This window comes from Xanthomonas sp. NCPPB 901, assembly GCF_056725085.1.
In genome coordinates this window covers 776,972-792,989 of sequence record NZ_CM161511.1, presented here as the reverse complement: position 1 = coordinate 792,989, position 16,018 = coordinate 776,972, and the positions used below count along the sequence as shown (strand labels likewise).

Below are 16,018 nucleotides of genomic sequence, written 5' to 3'. Positions count from 1 at the left end.
TCAGCCTTCGCCGAGCGCCGCTCCCGGATCGCGCAGGCGCAGCGCCAGTTCGGCGAGCAGGTCGGCAAGATCGTGCCTGGCCAGTTTCTGCGCCTGCAGCGCGCCGTGCGCGTCGGCAAGCGCCTGGCGCACGCCGGCGACCGCCTCGTGCTGGGCCTGGCGCTGGTCGGCCAGCGCCGCCCGGTGCCTGGCATCGGCCGCCTGGGCATCGTGCTCATGCCGCTGCAGTGCCGCGTTGATCTCGGTCCGCTGCGTGCGCGACGCCTGCTGCCAACGCGCCTGTACATCGTCGATCGCGTTGGCGCGGTTGTCGGCCTCCTGGTGCAGTTGCGCCTGCATGCGCTCGGCCTGCTCCAGTACCCGGGCCTCCAGCTCCTGCAATTGCCTGTCGCTGCGCTGCGCCAGTGCGGACAGCTCCTGCTGCACGTAGTGCCGCAGTTCCTGCAGACGCGCATCGAAGTCGCGCACCACGCTGCCGAACATCAACTCGCGCAGTTGCTCCATGCGCGGATCGGCGGAGACGGACGATGGCGGATCGGCGCGTGTGGCCGACGGCGGCGGCAGATCCTCGGCGGAAGCGGCGGGCTCGGCACGATCGGGCATCATGGGTGGCTCTCGGGATGGCGGTAATGGCGGGGGACATCGGAGCGCGGGCAGGACGAACGCGACAGCGCGCTCAGGCCACGCCACGGCGCGGCAACGGATCGCTCGGATCCTGCAGCGCCGGCGCCGCGTCCTCCAGGCGCTGCAACACCTCGCGCCTGCAACGTTCGTCGAGATAGGCGGCAACCAGTGCGGCAAGCGCCGTACGCAACGCCGGATCCTGCAATGCGCCGACCACGTGTCGCCACGCGTCCCGCTGTGCCCAGCGCGCGAACCGCACATAGACGCCATGCCAGGGGCCGAACGCCGCTGCCGGCACGCAGGTCCAGCGCGCGCCGGTCGCGGCGACCCACAACACGGACTCGACGAAACGCCGCGTCTCGGTCGCGTTGCGCGCGCGGCTGCCGAGCCGGCCCGGCAGGCTGGCGGCGATCTGCGTCCACTCCTCGTCTCCCAGACGGCGCGTACAGTCCCATTGCGCGCGCAAGTCGCGCATGTCGCCGGGCGACGCAGTGGCAGTGGTAGACAACGGTGGACAGCGACTCATGTGCCGCGCTCGCCATCCGGAGCAACAGCGGCCCCATTTCGCACTGCCGCTTGCCGACCTCCGCCGTGCCTCGGGACAGCAGGACACATGCTGTGCCGCAGGGTTTCGCCGCCGCTGTCCTCGCATACATGTGCTTCATCCATTCGCGTCCTCGCCGACTGCCATGCCTCCAGGCAACCGCCGACACAGCGTCGGATACGGTTGCCTCTTTTCAATGGATTCGTGCTTGATGTCACAATGAGGACATTGCATCGTGTGAATAAATTCACGTTGCTTTAAGTGCAGGCTTCAGGGGGCATCAACACATGCATGCGCGTTCCGCTCACGAGCCACCGGACGACTCGATCACCGACCTCCTGCACGCGGCCCAGGCAGGCCAGGCCCACGCCTGGGACCGGATCTACACGCTGCTCTACCAGGACCTGCACCGCATCGCGCGGTCGCAGGCGCGGCAGCAACGCGACCTGGGAATGTCGCCGACCTCGCTGGTCAGCGAGACCTGGCTGCGCCTGGTCAACGCCGAGGTGGCCGCGGCGACCCGACCGCATCTGCTGGCGCTGCTGGCCCGCGCCATGCGCTTCGTGCTGGTGGACGAAGCGCGGCGCAAGCTGACCGACAAGCGCGGCCAAGGCGTCGTCCTGGTCCCGCTCGAGGCGCAACACGATGTCGCCGAGGCGGCGCAGTCCGCCGAATACATGCTTGCGCTGCAGCAGGCGCTGGAAGCGCTGGAAGCGCTCGACCCGCGCCTGGTCAAGGTGGTGGAGTTGCGTTACTTCGGCGGCCTGAGCGAAACCGAGGTCGCCGATCTGCTGCAGCGCAACGTGCGCACGGTACGGCGCGACTGGCGCAAGGCCCGCGCCTTCCTGGCCTGCCAACTGGATGGCGCCGCGGCGACCGGAGCCTCCGCCGGTGCATGACCTGCACGCCGAGGCACTGAAGCTGTTCGACACGTTCGTAGCGCTGCCGCCGACACGGCGCGCCACGGCGCTGCAGCGCCTGCGGACCGCGCACCCGGCGCTGGCCGCCGTGCTCGACGGCTTGCTGGACGCCGACGCCGCCAGTTCGCCGCTGGACCTGCCGCTACCGACGGCGCTTGCCGGCGCTGCTGCCGAGATCGAGCCGGATCGACGCCTGCAGACGCACCTCGGCCCATGGCGCATCGTGCAGGTGCTCGGCGAAGGCGGCATGGGCACTGTCTACGAAGCGAGACGCAGCGATGGCCATTACACGCAGACCGTCGCCCTGAAATGCCTGCGCATCGCCGCGGTCTCGCCGGCGGTGGCCGATGCCTTGCGCCACGAGCGCGACACGGTGGCGCAACTGGACCATCCCGGCATCGCGGCCTTGCTCGATGGCGGCATCGACCGCGACGGCCATCCCTGGTTCGCCATGCAGAAGGTCGACGGACAACCGATCGACCAGTGGTGCGATGCGCACCGGCTGTCCCCACGCGAGCGGGTGCGCCTGCTGTTGCAGGTGTGCGATGCCGTCGCGTATGCGCACCGCCTGGGCATCGTGCACCAGGACATCAAGCCATCGAACCTGCTGGTCGCCGAGGACGGGCGTCCGCGCCTGCTCGATTTCGGTCTGGCGCGCCGCATGCAATCGGACCGCAAGCTCATCGCCATCAGCCACGGCTACGCCGCTCCGGAAGCGCTGCGCGATGCGCGGCCAGCCCGCACGCTGGATATCTACGCGCTGGGCGTCGTGCTGTACCGGCTGCTGTGCGGCAGCGGCCCGCTGCCGCCGGCGCCGCTGGGGGGCGCGGCGCTGGCCGCAGCACCGCAGCCACGCCGTCCCAGCGCCTTGGCCGCCGGCACCGACGCGGCCAGCGCACAGGCCCGCGGCCTGTCCCGTCCGCGCGCGCTTGCCGCGGCGATCGGTGCCGATCTCGACGGGATCGCCTTGCGTTGCGTGGCGATCGCGCCCGAACAACGCTATCCCAGCGTCGAAGACCTGCAGGCGGACCTGCAACGCTGGCTGGCACATCGCCCGGTGACAGCCGCGCCCACCAGCCGTCCACACCGCATCCGGCTGTTCCTGCGCAGGAATGCGCTGGCGGCGACCCTGTGCAGCATCGCCGTGGCGGCGCTCTTGATCGGCGGCGGCATGGCGGCCCTGCAGTTGCAGCGCGCACGCCAGGAACTGCGCTCGGTCGCCGCCCTGGACCGCCTGTTCGAACGCACGCTCGGCAGCACCACGCTGTCCGGTCTCGGCGAAACGCCGCTGACCCCGCAACGCCTGCTCGCCGAGACCGAAGGGCGCCTGCGCGATCCGGCATTTCCGCACACCCCCACCAGCCGCGCGCTCGGCCTGGCCGCGCTGGCGCGCAGCTACGACGTCATCGGCAACACGGCGCATGCGGCGAGGCTGGCCGCCGAAGCGGTCGCGCTGCGGCCGGACGATGCGCGCATCGCCGCGATCCTGGCCAGCCTGCAGAACCAGCAGGCCGATTACGCGCGCGCCGAACGGACCGCGCTGCACGGCCTGCAGCAGGTCGACGACACCGTCGAGCAGGACGCCGAGCGCTTGCGCCTGCGCGCCACGCTGATCGCCGCGCGCGCCCGCGCGCGCTGGGGCCAGGCCGACCAGGACCAGGCCACTGCCTTGCTCGAGCAGGCGCTGGCGCAGTTGCCGAACGGCGGCACCGACAACACCGTGTTGCGCGCCGATCTGCTGACCCTGCGCGGTTACTGGCGTCTGCAGAAGTACCGGATGGCGGAGGCAGAGCAGGATCTGCAGCACGCCATCGCCCTGAGCCAGCCGCTGGCTCCGGCCACCGCCGACGATGCACGGCACTTCCTGGTGCGCACGCTCGGCCTGCTGGACCGGCCCAGCGAAGCGCATGCCCTGGCCGTCACGCTGCTGGCCAGCCGGCGGCGCATGTATGGCGAGAAGCATCCGCAGACCGCGCGCGCGCTGGTGTCCTACGCCGAATCGCTGATCTATCTGTCCGATCTCAAGCAAGCGCTGGTCTACACCGACAAGGCGCGCGCCATCTTCCATGCCAGCGTCGGCGACGACCATCCCGACATGGCCGAGGCATTGCGATTTTCCTCCTACGCACGGACCGGCACCGGCGACCTGGCCGGCGCCATCGGCCAGGCGCGCGAGGCTCTGCGCATCCACCTCCGGGCGCACGGCCCGCACCACGAACTCACGCTCAAGGCCAAGAGCAATCTGGCCGGCGAGTTGATCTACTTCGGGCAGTACGTGCCTGAGCAGCGCAAGGCGTACGACGACGAGGCATTAGCCCTGTTCCGGGAGGTCATCGCCGAAGGCACGCGGCAACGCCTGCCGATGCCGGCCATCCGCCTCACCTACGCGTTCGGCCTGGTGATCAGCGAGCATCCGCAGGAGGCCGAGCAGCAACTGTTGCTGGCCGATCATGAAATCGTGACCTATCTGGGCCGCCAGCACAGCTATCTGTCGCAGACCCAGTATTCGCTCGGCCTGTTGTACGTTCAGCTCAACCGCGACGGCGACGCCGAGCGCGTGTTCCAGGCGCTGGTCGACGGCATGGGCGATCCGGCACAAGCGTCGTACATGCGCACGATGAACGCCTTCGGCGCGCTGGACGGGCTCGGCGACATCGCCCAGCGCGGCGGCCGCACAGGCCAGGCCCGGCGCTACTGGCAGCGCGCGCTGGCGCTGGGATCGCGCATCTACGGCCCCCGCGACAACACCCTGGTCGCGGTGAAGCGGAAACTCGCCGCGGCGGGCTGAGGCGGGCCGGCAACGCCAGGCTGCCGTGCCCCTGCCTGCACGTCACGACGCAATGACGGCGCGCAGGCCGACCGTCGCTATCGGCGATCACACCGCCATCGCGACTGAAGCGGCTCCCACGGATCTCGCGCACACCCCGGCACCCACAAAAAAGCCCCGCACCTGGCGGGGCTTTTTCGTGACCGCGAACCGCGCGCGCTCAGTCGATGTCGAGGAAGCTGCGCAGCTGTTCCGAGCGGCTCGGGTGACGCAGCTTGCGCAACGCCTTGGCCTCTATCTGGCGGATGCGCTCGCGGGTCACGTCGAACTGCTTGCCGACTTCCTCGAGGGTGTGGTCGGTGTTCATGTCGATGCCGAAGCGCATGCGCAGCACCTTGGCTTCCCGCGGGGTCAGCCCGGCGAGCACGTCGCGCACGGTCTCGGACAGGTTGATGTTGGTGGTGTTCTCGATCGGGGACTCCACGTTGGTGTCCTCGATGAAGTCGCCCAGATGCGAATCCTCGTCGTCGCCGATCGGGGTTTCCATCGAGATCGGCTCCTTGGCGATCTTCATCACCTTGCGGATCTTGTCCTCCGGCATGTCCATTTCCTTGGCCAGCTCCTCCGGGGTGGCCTCGCGGCCGTACTGCTGGAGCATCTGCCGGGAAATGCGGTTCAACTTGTTGATCGTCTCGATCATGTGCACCGGGATGCGGATGGTGCGCGCCTGGTCGGCGATCGAGCGGGTGATCGCCTGGCGGATCCACCAGGTGGCGTAGGTCGAGAACTTGTAGCCGCGGCGGTACTCGAACTTGTCCACCGCCTTCATCAGGCCGATGTTGCCTTCCTGGATCAGGTCGAGGAACTGCAGGCCGCGGTTGGTGTACTTCTTGGCGATGGAGATCACCAGGCGCAGGTTGGCCTCGACCATTTCCTTCTTGGCCTTGCGCGCCTTGGCTTCGCCATAGGCCATGGCGCGGCTGATTTCCTTCAGCTCGGCCAGGCTCAGGTAGGTGGCCTGCTCCACCGCGACGGTGGCTTCCTGCTCGGCGATGATCTGGTCCTTGACGTCGCGCAGCGCCGAAGACCACTTCTGCTTGCGCTTGAGCGCGTCGTCGACCCAGGCCACATTGGTCTGGTTGCCTTCCCAGGAACGGATGAAGTCCTTGCGCGGCATGCGCGCCACGTGGGTGGCCAGATGCAGCACGCGGCGCTCGTGGTCCTTGACCTGGGCCATGGTGTCGCGCAGCTTGCGCACCAGCACGTCGGTCAGCGGCAGCGGCAGCTTCAGGGTGACGAACACCTCGGCGATGTCGTTGCGCAGCTTGGTGACCAGCTTGTGCTCGGCGCCGTTCTTGGCGTGGGCCTTCTTGAACTTGGCGTACTCGGTGGCCAGCACTTCCATGCGCCGCGCGACCTCGGCCGGGTCCGGACCGGTCGGGCCGGCGTCCTCTTCGGCGGTGTCGACGTCGTCGTCGTCCTCATCGGCATCGGCATCGCCGGCACCGTCGTCTTCGGCGACCACCACCGGCGCCGGCTCTTCCTCGATCAGGTCGTTGAAGCCGACCACGATCTCGGCCAGGCGCTTCTTGCCTTCCTTGTGCTGTTCGTAATCCTCGAGCAGGGTCTCCACCGCCAGCGGGAACGCGCCCAGCGCGGCCTGCACCTGGCCGAGGCCTTCCTCGATGCGCTTGGCGATGGCGATCTCGCCTTCACGGGTCAGCAGTTCTACTGTGCCCATCTCGCGCATGTACATGCGCACCGGATCGGTGGTGCGGCCACCCTCGGTGTCGAGCGCGGTCAGCGCCGCGGCGGCTTCTTCGGCCGCGGTGTCGTCGACTTCGCGGTTGCCGGTGTTGCCGTCGTTGAGCAACAGGGTTTCGGCATCGGGGGCAACCTCATGGACATCGATGCCCATGCCGTTGATCATGCCGATGATGTCTTCGATCTGTTCGGGATCGACCAGATCGTCGGGAAGGTGGTCGTTGACTTCCGCGTAGGTCAGATAGCCCTGTTCCAGGCCCTTGCTGATCAGTTGCTTGATGTCGGATTGCTGGGCAGGACGTTCGTTGGCCATGAGTGCTCGCGCCACCGGCAGGTAGGTGAATGAGTGAACCTAGCATTATAACAGCCCGGACCGCCGCTTGCCGGACGAGGAGCCTGAACGGCTCCGCCAGGAACGCGCCGGCGTCTACGGCCGGAGCAGAAACGTGACCGGGCCGTCGTTGACCAGGCTGACGACCATATGGGCACCGAAGCGGCCGCTTTCCACCCCCGGCGGGTGCTGCGCACGGCACAGCTCCAGCAGTCGGTTGAAGCCGCGTTCAGCCTTGGCCGGCGGTGCCGCGGTGGTGAAGCTGGGCCGCATGCCCGAACCGGTATCGGCGGCCAGGGTGAACTGGCTGACCAGCAGCAGGCCGCCGCCGGTATCGCGCAGCGAGCGGTTCATGCGTCCGTTGTCGTCGGAAAACACCCGGTAGCCGAGCAGGCGCTCGGCCATGCGCCGCAGCTTGGCCTCGTCGTCGCCCGGCTCCACCGCCACCAGCGCCAGCAGGCCGGGGCCGATCCGGCCCACGACCTCGCCGTCGACGCTGACCGAGGCCTGGGTGACGCGTTGGATCAGCGAGAGCATAGGGCGGGGATTGGGGATTGGGGATTGGGGATCGCCCGCGCTTGGCGAACGGCTGCGATCACGCAGGATCATCGCCGAACCGCTTGGATTGGGGAAGCCGGATCGCATGCCGCTGACGGGATCCGCGATGCCCGTCGGGCGGGGCCGACGCGCCGAGCGGATAAACTGGGCCGATGAAACCTGCGACGCTCGCTTCCCTGCTGTACCGCTGCGCCGCCGCCGTGGCGCGCCTGCCGTGGCCGTGGCTGCGCCGCCTGGCCGACGCCCTGGCCGGGCTGTGGCTGCGCCTGGACGCGCGCGAGAGCCGGGTGGTCCGGCGCAACCTGGAGCTGGCCTATCCGGAGCTGCTGCCCAGCGAGCGCATCGCCCTGCAGCGCGATGTGCTGCGCTCGACCGCGCGGCAGGCCTTCGAGACCCTGCTGCTGTGGACCCGGCCGCCGGAACGGAACCTGGCGCGGCTGCGCCTGCGCCACGGCCAGGACCTGTACGACGCGGCGCTGGCCGCCGGCCGCGGGGTGATCGTGGCCGCGCCGCATTTCGGCAACTGGGAACTGCTCAACCAGTGGCTGGCCTCGCGCGGGGACATCGCCATCGTCTACCGCGCGCCGGACTCGGCGGTCGGCGACGCCTTCCTGCAACGGGTGCGCAGCGGCGAGCGGGTGCGCCAGGTGCGCGCCGAGGGGCCGGCGGTGCGGCAACTGTTCAAGACGCTCAAGGACGGCGGCGCGGTCGGCATCCTGCCCGACCAGCAGCCCAAGGCCGGCGACGGCGTGTTCGCGCCGTTCTTCGGCGTGCCGGCGCTGACCATGACCCTGGTCAACCGCCTGGCCGAGCGCACCGGCGCGACCGTGCTGTTCGCCTGGTGCGAGCGCGTCGGCAACGACCTGGAGTTCGCCCTGCACGTGCAGCCGGCGCCGCCGGCGATCGCCGATGCGGACCCGCTGCGCGCGGCCACCGCGCTCAACGAGGGCGTGGAGCGGGTGGCGCGGCGCGACCCGGCGCAGTACCAGTGGACCTACAAGCGCTACACCCTGCGCCCGGACCCGGCCGAGCCCAATCCCTACGCCACCGAGCGCCATCCGCACTAAGGCGCTCGCCCGGGCAGCCCCGCGCTAATCGTCGTGCGGCTGCGCCGGGCCGGCGAGGATGCGCTGGTAGAACGCCAGGTCCAGCCAGCGCCCGAACTTGAAGCCGGCCTCGCGCACGGTGCCGGCATGCACGAAGCCCAGTTGCTCGTGCAGGGCGATGCTGCCGGCATTGCTGGCGTCGATGCCGCCGACCAGCACGTGCACGCCGCGCGCCTGCGCGGTGTCGATCAGCGCCTGCAGCAGGCGCCGGCCCGCGCCGCGGCCGCGATGGTCGCGGTGCACGTAGACCGAATGCTCGACGCTGTACTTGAACGCCGGCCAGGCGCGGAAGGTGCCGTAGCTGGCGAAGCCGAGCAGGGTGCCGTCGGCGTCCTCCAGGCCCAGCACCGGGAAGTCGCCCGCCCGTTTGGTCGCGAACCAGGCCGCCATGCTCTCCGGCGGGCGCGGCCGGTAGTCGTACAAGGCGGTGGAATGGACGATGGCGTCGTTGAAGATCTCCAGGATCGCCATGGCGTGGCGTGGTTCGGTGCAATCGACGAGTTGCATGCGGGGCGGGGGCCGGACGGGACGCGATGCGGCACAGTAGCAAGCAACCGGCGGCGCGTGCACGCCCGCGCGTGTCGCTGGCGCTGCCGCCGCCGTCGCATCCGGTTGCATCGGCGGCGCACTGCGGCCGGGCACAGTGCGTTCCATCGCCTGCAGGCTGGCGGGGCGGGCAAAGCGCGCGACAATGGCGCCCGGGCGCCGAACGCGCCTGCCGGCGCCGCGCCGGTGCCGCCGCGACCGGACGCGGCAGCCTTGAAGCGGCGCCGCCGATCCCCCATCTGGAGTCGTGCATGACCAGCCCCACCGCCCCTTCCGCGCACGCCTTCGGCGATCCTGCCGCGATCCGCAGCGAACGCGCGGCATCGGAGCTGCGTGCCGGGCGTCCGGTGCTGCTCGAGGATCGCGCCGGCCACGTCCGCGCGGTCATGGCGCTGGACAGCAGCACCGAGCCGTCCTATCGCAGCTTCGCCCAGGCCACCGGGCAGCGGCACTACCTGTTCGTGACCCCGGCGCGCGCGCAGGTGCTGGGCCTGGAGGCGCCGCAGGGCGCACGTATCGCCCTGGCCGGGCAGTCCTACGACGCGCTGGCGGCGCTGGCCTACCTGCGCGACGGCCCGGTACCGGCGCACTGGCAGCCCGGCGACGCGCTCGATGCCGGCGCCGCCGAGATCGCCCGCCTGGGCCTGCTGCTGCCGGCGATGGTCGCCGCCGAGCTGGACGCGGACAGCAGCGCCTTCCAGGGTTGCCAGGCGCTGCAGCTGGACGACCTGGAGCACGGCTGCGCCCTCGCCGCCTCCGACAGCTACACCCTGGTCACCCGCACCCAGGTGCCGCTGCGCGACCTGGGGCCGGGCGAGTTCGTGGTGTTCCGCGGCGGCGTGGCCCAGCGCGACCAGGTCGCGATCGTGATCGGCCAGCCCGACCTCGGCGCACCGGTCCCGGTGCGCGTGCATTCCTCCTGCCTCACCGGCGACCTGTTCGGCTCGCTCAAGTGCGACTGCGGCGACCAGTTGCGGCATGGCCTGGCCAAGCTCAAGGCATTGGGCGGTGGCGTGCTGCTGTACCTGGACCAGGAAGGCCGCGGCACCGGCATCGCCACCAAGATGCGCGCCTACGGCTACCAGCACGACGGCCTGGACACCATCGACGCCGACGCGCAACTGGGCTTCGGCGCCGACGAACGCCGCTACGGCAGCGCCGTGGCGATGCTGCGCGGGCTCGGCATCCGCCGCGTGCGCCTGCTCACCAACAACCCGAACAAGGCCGAGCGCCTGCGCGCGGCCGGCATCGAGGTGACCGAGCGCATCCCGGTCACCGGCACGATCACCGCCGAGAACGAAGGCTACCTGCGCACCAAGGCGGCCCGGGCCGGCCACGCGCTGGACGTGGACGCGCTGCTGCGCGCGGCGCGCTGAGCCGCCGGCGCGGCACGGCGCCCGACGCCACACCTGCGGCTCAGGCGGGAACCGCGCGGCGCACAGCGCACACCCGCCATCGCCGCGTTAGGATCGCAGGCCACGCGGCGCGCCCGCGCACTCGCCCCGAGACCCCGACGTGACCGCACCGCCGCCCATGGACGACGCCCTCGCCGCGCCCAGCGCTCCCGCCGCCGCACCGGCATCCGCGCCGTGGCCGCCGGCGGACTGGCAACCGCTGCCGTTGCGCGGCGCCTGGCTGGCCGCGCTCGGCGGCGGCTGCATGCTCGGGCTCAGCCTGCTGGTCGCCGCCGCCATCGTCGGCCTCAGCCTGCACAGCCTGCAGGCGTTGGCCCTGGGCGCCGCGGCGGCGGCGCTGGGCAGCCTGTGCGGCGCCTGGATCGGGTTCGTCCGCCACCGGCGCATCCGCTGGCGGCTGAATGCGCAGGGCCTGGACGTGTTCCGCGGCCGCCTGTGGCAGAGCGAGACGCACGTGCCGATCTCGCGCGTGCAGCACCTGGACCTGCGCCGCGGCCCGCTGGAACGCGCCCTGCGCCTGGCCACCCTGGTCGTGCACACCGCCGGCACCCGGCACACCGCGGTCGCCGTGCCCGGCCTGGACCAGGCCGACGCCGAGCATCTGCGCGAACGCCTGGCGCACCAGCTCGACCACGACGACGACGCGCTGTGAGCGGCCTGGCCGACGCCGAGCACACCACGCCGGTGCGGCGCCTGCACCCGTGGTCGTGGCTGTTCGTGCTGCTGCAGCACCTCAAGCATTTCCTGCTGCCGTTGCTGGCGCTGCTGGTGTTCGGCAGCCGCGACGGCCACCGCGATCACGCCGATCACTTGGTGATGCTGGCGGTCGGCAGCGCGCTGGTGGCGGTGTCGCTGCTGCGCTACCTCACCTACCAGTACCGCATCGGCCGCGACAGCCTGAGCATCCGCAGCGGCTGGCTGGAACGCAGCCTGCGCGAGATCCCGTTCGCGCGCATCCACAACGTGGTGGTGCACCAGTCGCTGCTGCACCGGCTGTTCGGCGTGGCCGAGGTACGCCTGGAATCGGCCGGCGGCACCAAGCCCGAGGCGCAGATGCGGGTACTGCGGCTGGACCAGGCGCTGGCGCTGGAACAGCAGATCCGCCACCGCGCACCCACCGCCGAGCCTGCCGACCCCACCGACGCCGACGCCGCGCCGGACAGCGAGCTGCTGCTGGCGCTGCCCACCGCCGAGGTGCTGCGCCAGGGGCTGATCTCCAACCGCGGCATGGTGGTGCTGCTCACCGCCTTCGGCGCCACCTACCACCTGTTCCCCGAGCGCATGATTTCCAACGCGATCGAGCACTACGGGCGGCAACTGTTCGGCTACGCCACGCACCTGCAGTTGGGCTGGATGGCCGGCGGGGTGACCTTCGCCCTGATGCTGGCGACGCTGTTGCTGCTGATGCGCGCGTTGTCGATGGGGCTGGCGCTGGTGCAGTACCACGGCTTCCGGCTGAGCGAGAGCGAGCGCCGGCTGACCGTGGAGCGCGGCCTGCTGACGCGGCTGCGCAGCAGCGTGGCGCGGCGCCGGATCCAGGCATGGACCCTGCACGAGAGCGTGCTGCAGCGGCTGCTGCGGCGGCGCAGCCTGCACATCGACACCGCGGTGATCCAGTCGCACCACGGGCACGACCACGCACTGACCGAACTGGCGCCGCTGGCCACGCCGGCCGCCTGCGACGCGCTGCTGCAGCGGCTGCTGCCGCAGATCGCCTGGCCGCCGGCGCGCTGGCACGGCATCGCCACGCGCTGCTGGTGGCGGCTGTCGCTGCCGGCGCTGCTGCTGGTGCCGCTGCTGTGCGCCGGGCTGTGGCCCACGCTCGGTGCCTGGGCCGCGCTGGGCCTGTTGTGGCTGCCGTGGTCGGCGTTCAAGTCCTGGCGGCAGGCGCAGCGCATGGGCTACGCGCTGGATGCGCGCTACGTGGCGGTCCGCGGCGGCTGGTGGCGGCGCTGGTGGCGGCTGGCCGAACTGGACAAGCTGCAGGCGCTGCACCTGAGCCGTTCGCCGCTGGACCGCTGGTGCGGCACCGCGACGCTGTCGCTGGACACCGCCGGCGCCCGCCACGGCGAACCGCCACTGCGCATGCGGCTGCTGCCGGACGCGCAGGCGCGGGCGCTGTACCGACAACTGGGCGACGCGCTGGCGCAGCGGCGGCTGCGCTGGTGAGCGCGCGTCAGCGGCGCGCGCCGCGGCCCCAGTAGCCGATGCGGCGGCGGATCTTCAGCTTGCGCCACAGGTTCCACGGCTTGCGCCGCGGATTGCGCGCACCCTCGGCGACGAAGTCGTCGATCGCGCGCAGCACGCGCTCGCTGGACTGGCCATCGCGGTAGGGATGCAGGCCATCGGCGAATTCGCGGATCGCCGCCATCAGCTCCGGCGGCCGCTGCAGCGCGCGGCGGATCGCCGGCTCGAACTGCGCCGGATCGTCGATGTCGATCAGCTGCGGGCCCGGACGCCGGTTCTTGAAGGTCACCACCGGCTTGTAGGTGAGCAGGAACTCGTTGAGCGCGGACGAGGTGTCCGAGCACATCATGTCCACCTGCGGGAACAGTTCCAGGATGTTGTCGTTGTCGGCGAAGTGCAGGAACTCGCTCTCCAGCGCGCGGTAGCGCGCGACCATCGCCGGGTCCATCTTTGGATGGAAGGTGACGATCCAGCGCCATTCGCCGCTGCGCGAGAGCCGCGCGACCTCGTCGTAGAGGATGCCGGCCGCGCTCCACGACGGCGAGAACGTGGAGTGGTACAGGATCACCGGCGGCTGCCGCACTGGCGCCAGTTCCGCGCCGATCTCGCGCATGAACGGGTCGATCTTGGGGAAGCCGGTCTCCTTGACCGCGAAGTGGCCGAGCTTGCGCGCCAGCGCGCCGAACGCCGCGGTGTCGCGCGGGCCGGTGGTGCAGTACAGGTCGAAGAAACCGCGCACGTAGATATGCCGCGGCTTGCCGGCGTCGAAGCCATGGAAGGTCTCGACCTTCACCCCCGGGAAGAAATGCGGCACCGCGTTGCTGGAGGTGATCACCGCGTACGGATTCCACGCCAGCACCTCTTCCACCGTGGCCAGATGGCGTTCGTCGGCGGTCAGATCCTCGGCACCGGGGCCGTCGAAGAACCATGCCGCCTCGTCGCCGCGCGCGCGGATCGCCGCCTGCAGCGGACGCAGGATCGCCAGCGCATAACGCTCGGACCCGTACAGCAGATAGTGCTTGCTCATCAGTGCTCCAGATCGTGCCGTTGCAGTTGCGCCCGCGCCTGCTCCACCGAGGCCGGGTTGACCTGCATCTCGTAGTAGCGCATGCGCTTGTACAGCGCATAGCTGGCCGCGGTCTGCGCCACCACGAAGCCGCGCCAGCCGTCGAGGAACGCCAGCCGCAGCAGATAGTCCTTGAGGAAGGCGCCGGCGAACACGAACGGGCTCTGCCACATTCTCACCGGCTTGCGCTTGTCGCGCCAGCCGAGCGCCTTGAGTTCGGCGTAGCGCAGCACCTTCAGTTGCTTGTGCACCAGGGTCGGGTTGTGCAGATGGTTGAACGGCGGCGCGAACGCGGCGCTGGCGCCGTCGAAGCGCAGCGATTCGTGCACCCGCGCATCGCTCCAGCGCGCGCGGCCGCGGTGGTACAGCCGCGCCAGGCGCTCGCCGACCATGGGGGTGTACCAGCGCATCGGCGCGCCCATGTACCAGGTGCTGCGGCGCAGCCAGACCGCGTCCACGCGGTCCTCGGCGAGCAACTGCGGCAGCCGCGCCAGGCACTCGGCGCGCAGCGCGTCGGACAGGAACTCGTCCGCGTCCAGCACCAGGATCCAGTCGTGCGCGGCCTGGGTCGAGGCGAAGTTGCGCTGCGGGCCGAAGCCCAGCCAGGCCTGCTCGACCACGCGCGCGCCGTGCGCGCGGGCGATCGCCACGGTGTCGTCGGTGCTGCCGCAGTCCACCACCAGCTTGTCGGCGGCGAACGGCACGCTGTCCAGGCAGCGCGCGATGTTGGCGGCCTCGTTGTAGGTCATCACCACCAGGCTCAGCGGCAGGGTGGTCGCGGCGGCGTCGGCCATGGCGCGCGGTATCCGGAAGTCAGGCGCGGTGCCGGCGGCCGGCGCAGGCGCCGCGCCGCCCGGCGATGCGGGACCGGCAGTCTACCGGCTTCGCGCGGCGCCTTCAGCGCCCCGCTGCCGGCACCGCCTCGCGCGCGGCCAGCCCGATCAACACCCCGACCAGGGCGACGTAGAAGCCGGTGCTCACCTGGTGCGCGAACATCGACTGGGTCATGCCGCACAGCACGTAGGCCGCCACCACCATGATCCCGGCCGCCGCCGCGCCGTGGAAATGCGGCTGTGGCCGGCGCCGGTACAGGCGCAGCAGCAGCCACAGCGGCACGCCGTACACCATCAGAATCAGCACGGTGCCGGGCAGGCCCTGGGTCGCGCTCCACTCGGCCAGGTCGTTGTGCGCGTGGCCCAGGTGGCAGCGCTCGACGAAGCCCTTCCGGCAGTCGGGCAGGCGCAGCATGGCGTTGTCGAAGCGGCCCACGCCGACCCCGGCCACGGGGTGCTCGACGAAGGTCGCCGCCGCCACCTGCAGGCGCTCGATGCGCGCGCCGGCCGAGGAGTCGCTGTCGCCGCGCTCGTAGCGCTGCACGTCGTGGTGCAGCTCGGCCAGGCGGGTCTGCTTGGTCAGCGCCGGCACGCTCAGCACCAGCACCGCCGCCAGCGCGGTGCAGGCGCCCAGGATCATCAGCCGCGTCGCGCTGTCGCGCCAGCGCAGGCACAGGGCGCTGACCACCAGCAGCAACAGCACGCCCAGCCACACGCCGCGGCTGCCGCTGAGCAGGATGACGATGCCGCCGGCCACCAGCGCGGCCACGGCCCACGGCCACTGCCCGCGCGGCCGGCAGAACACCGCCAGCACCATCAGCATCAGCACCACGTCGGCCAGCACGATGGCGTTGGTCCAGCCCTCCGCGCGCGGCTGGCCCTGCAGCACCTGCACGCTGGCCAGCACCAGGGCGGCAAGGATGCCGAGCAGCGCGCCCCACCACAGCAGGCGCTGCGGCGGCCGCAGCGCATAGGTCCACAGCGCCGCCCACGGCAGCACCAGGAAACGGGTACGGTTGTCGATGTCCTTCAGCGGCTGGCCGAAATACAGCACCGAGCACAGCGACAGCCCGATCACCAGCAGCGCCAGGATCCACAGCCAGCGCAGCGACGGCTGCATCGGCGCCACCGCCTGGCGCAGTTGCGGCAGTGCCAGCAGGCTGGTCGCCAGCAGCAGCAGGCCGAACGGCAGCAGGCCGCTGGGCATGCTGATCACCAGCCCCGGCAGGCACAGCAGCGCGAGCGCCGCGCCACGTTCGGCCAGGGACTGGCGGGAGAACGCGGAAACGGCATGGCGTGGCGCAATGGGCTGGGACATCGAGGAGGAATGGCCGTGGCGGTGGGCTGGTCGGCGATG

The 16,018-nt window shown here is 71.0% G+C and carries 14 protein-coding genes; 6 read left to right on the top strand and 8 right to left on the bottom strand.

Features of this window, described 5'->3' with window-relative positions; genetic code table 11:
• Nucleotides 1-606 carry a hypothetical protein gene (locus AC1PME_RS03330; protein WP_481097292.1) on the bottom strand — a complete coding sequence of 202 codons (606 nt, stop codon included), beginning with the start codon at nt 604-606 and terminating at the stop codon, nt 1-3.
• 70 nt (nt 607-676) lie between these two features.
• On the bottom strand, nt 677-1,099 hold the full coding sequence (locus AC1PME_RS03325) for a transposase (protein ID WP_481097291.1): 423 nt from the start codon (nt 1,097-1,099) through the stop codon (nt 677-679).
• Nucleotides 1,100-1,455: 356 nt separating this feature from the next.
• Between AC1PME_RS03325 and AC1PME_RS03320 the strand changes: the two genes are divergently transcribed.
• Entirely contained in the window at nt 1,456-2,067 is a 612-nt protein-coding gene (locus AC1PME_RS03320; protein ID WP_481097290.1) for an ECF-type sigma factor, read from the top strand.
• Nucleotides 2,060-4,876, top strand: a complete 2,817-nt coding sequence (locus tag AC1PME_RS03315) for a protein kinase domain-containing protein (RefSeq protein ID WP_481097289.1) — start codon at nt 2,060-2,062, stop codon at nt 4,874-4,876. The genes AC1PME_RS03320 and AC1PME_RS03315 overlap by 8 nt, the downstream gene beginning before the upstream one ends.
• 199 nt (nt 4,877-5,075) lie before the next feature.
• Here the strand turns inward: AC1PME_RS03315 and rpoD are convergent, their stop codons facing one another.
• Together rpoD and dtd are read right to left on the bottom strand one after the other, a co-directional pair.
• Complete coding sequence (rpoD, locus tag AC1PME_RS03310; protein WP_254460272.1) at nt 5,076-6,932, bottom strand: RNA polymerase sigma factor RpoD; 1,857 nt, start codon at nt 6,930-6,932, stop codon at nt 5,076-5,078.
• 114 nt (nt 6,933-7,046) lie between these two features.
• Complete coding sequence (gene dtd, locus AC1PME_RS03305) at nt 7,047-7,487, bottom strand: D-aminoacyl-tRNA deacylase (RefSeq protein WP_481097288.1); 441 nt, start codon at nt 7,485-7,487, stop codon at nt 7,047-7,049.
• Between the two features lie 173 nt (nt 7,488-7,660).
• On the opposite strand from dtd, the gene AC1PME_RS03300 reads away from it, so the two are divergent.
• Complete coding sequence (locus tag AC1PME_RS03300) at nt 7,661-8,575, top strand: lauroyl acyltransferase (RefSeq protein ID WP_254460270.1); 915 nt, start codon at nt 7,661-7,663, stop codon at nt 8,573-8,575.
• Between the two features lie 24 nt (nt 8,576-8,599).
• Here the strand turns inward: AC1PME_RS03300 and AC1PME_RS03295 are convergent, their stop codons facing one another.
• A complete protein-coding gene (locus tag AC1PME_RS03295; RefSeq protein WP_254460269.1) occupies nt 8,600-9,121 on the bottom strand; it encodes a GNAT family N-acetyltransferase in 522 nt (173 codons plus the stop codon).
• A gap of 290 nt (nt 9,122-9,411) precedes the next feature.
• On the opposite strand from AC1PME_RS03295, the gene ribA reads away from it, so the two are divergent.
• The 3 genes from ribA to AC1PME_RS03280 all read left to right on the top strand — a co-directional run bounded on the left by ribA (nt 9,412) and on the right by AC1PME_RS03280 (nt 12,744).
• On the top strand, nt 9,412-10,536 hold the full coding sequence (gene ribA / locus AC1PME_RS03290; RefSeq protein WP_481097287.1) for a GTP cyclohydrolase II RibA: 1,125 nt from the start codon (nt 9,412-9,414) through the stop codon (nt 10,534-10,536).
• A gap of 157 nt (nt 10,537-10,693) precedes the next feature.
• Entirely contained in the window at nt 10,694-11,227 is a 534-nt protein-coding gene (locus tag AC1PME_RS03285) for a PH domain-containing protein (RefSeq protein ID WP_481097286.1), read from the top strand.
• Nucleotides 11,224-12,744, top strand: coding sequence for a PH domain-containing protein (locus AC1PME_RS03280; RefSeq protein ID WP_481097285.1), 1,521 nt, complete (start codon nt 11,224-11,226; stop codon nt 12,742-12,744). The genes AC1PME_RS03285 and AC1PME_RS03280 overlap by 4 nt, the downstream gene beginning before the upstream one ends.
• 7 nt (nt 12,745-12,751) lie before the next feature.
• On the opposite strand, the gene AC1PME_RS03275 is transcribed toward AC1PME_RS03280, so the two are convergent.
• The 3 genes from AC1PME_RS03275 to AC1PME_RS03265 form a co-directional block, all read right to left on the bottom strand.
• Nucleotides 12,752-13,789 carry a CDP-glycerol glycerophosphotransferase family protein gene (locus AC1PME_RS03275; protein WP_481097284.1) on the bottom strand — a complete coding sequence of 346 codons (1,038 nt, stop codon included), beginning with the start codon at nt 13,787-13,789 and terminating at the stop codon, nt 12,752-12,754.
• Entirely contained in the window at nt 13,789-14,622 is an 834-nt protein-coding gene (locus AC1PME_RS03270; protein WP_307548412.1) for a glycosyltransferase family 2 protein, read from the bottom strand. Before AC1PME_RS03270 ends, AC1PME_RS03275 begins: the two co-directional genes overlap by 1 nt.
• A gap of 103 nt (nt 14,623-14,725) precedes the next feature.
• Nucleotides 14,726-15,979 carry an O-antigen ligase family protein gene (locus AC1PME_RS03265; RefSeq protein WP_481097283.1) on the bottom strand — a complete coding sequence of 418 codons (1,254 nt, stop codon included), beginning with the start codon at nt 15,977-15,979 and terminating at the stop codon, nt 14,726-14,728.
• Between the last annotated feature and the right edge of the window lie 39 nt (nt 15,980-16,018).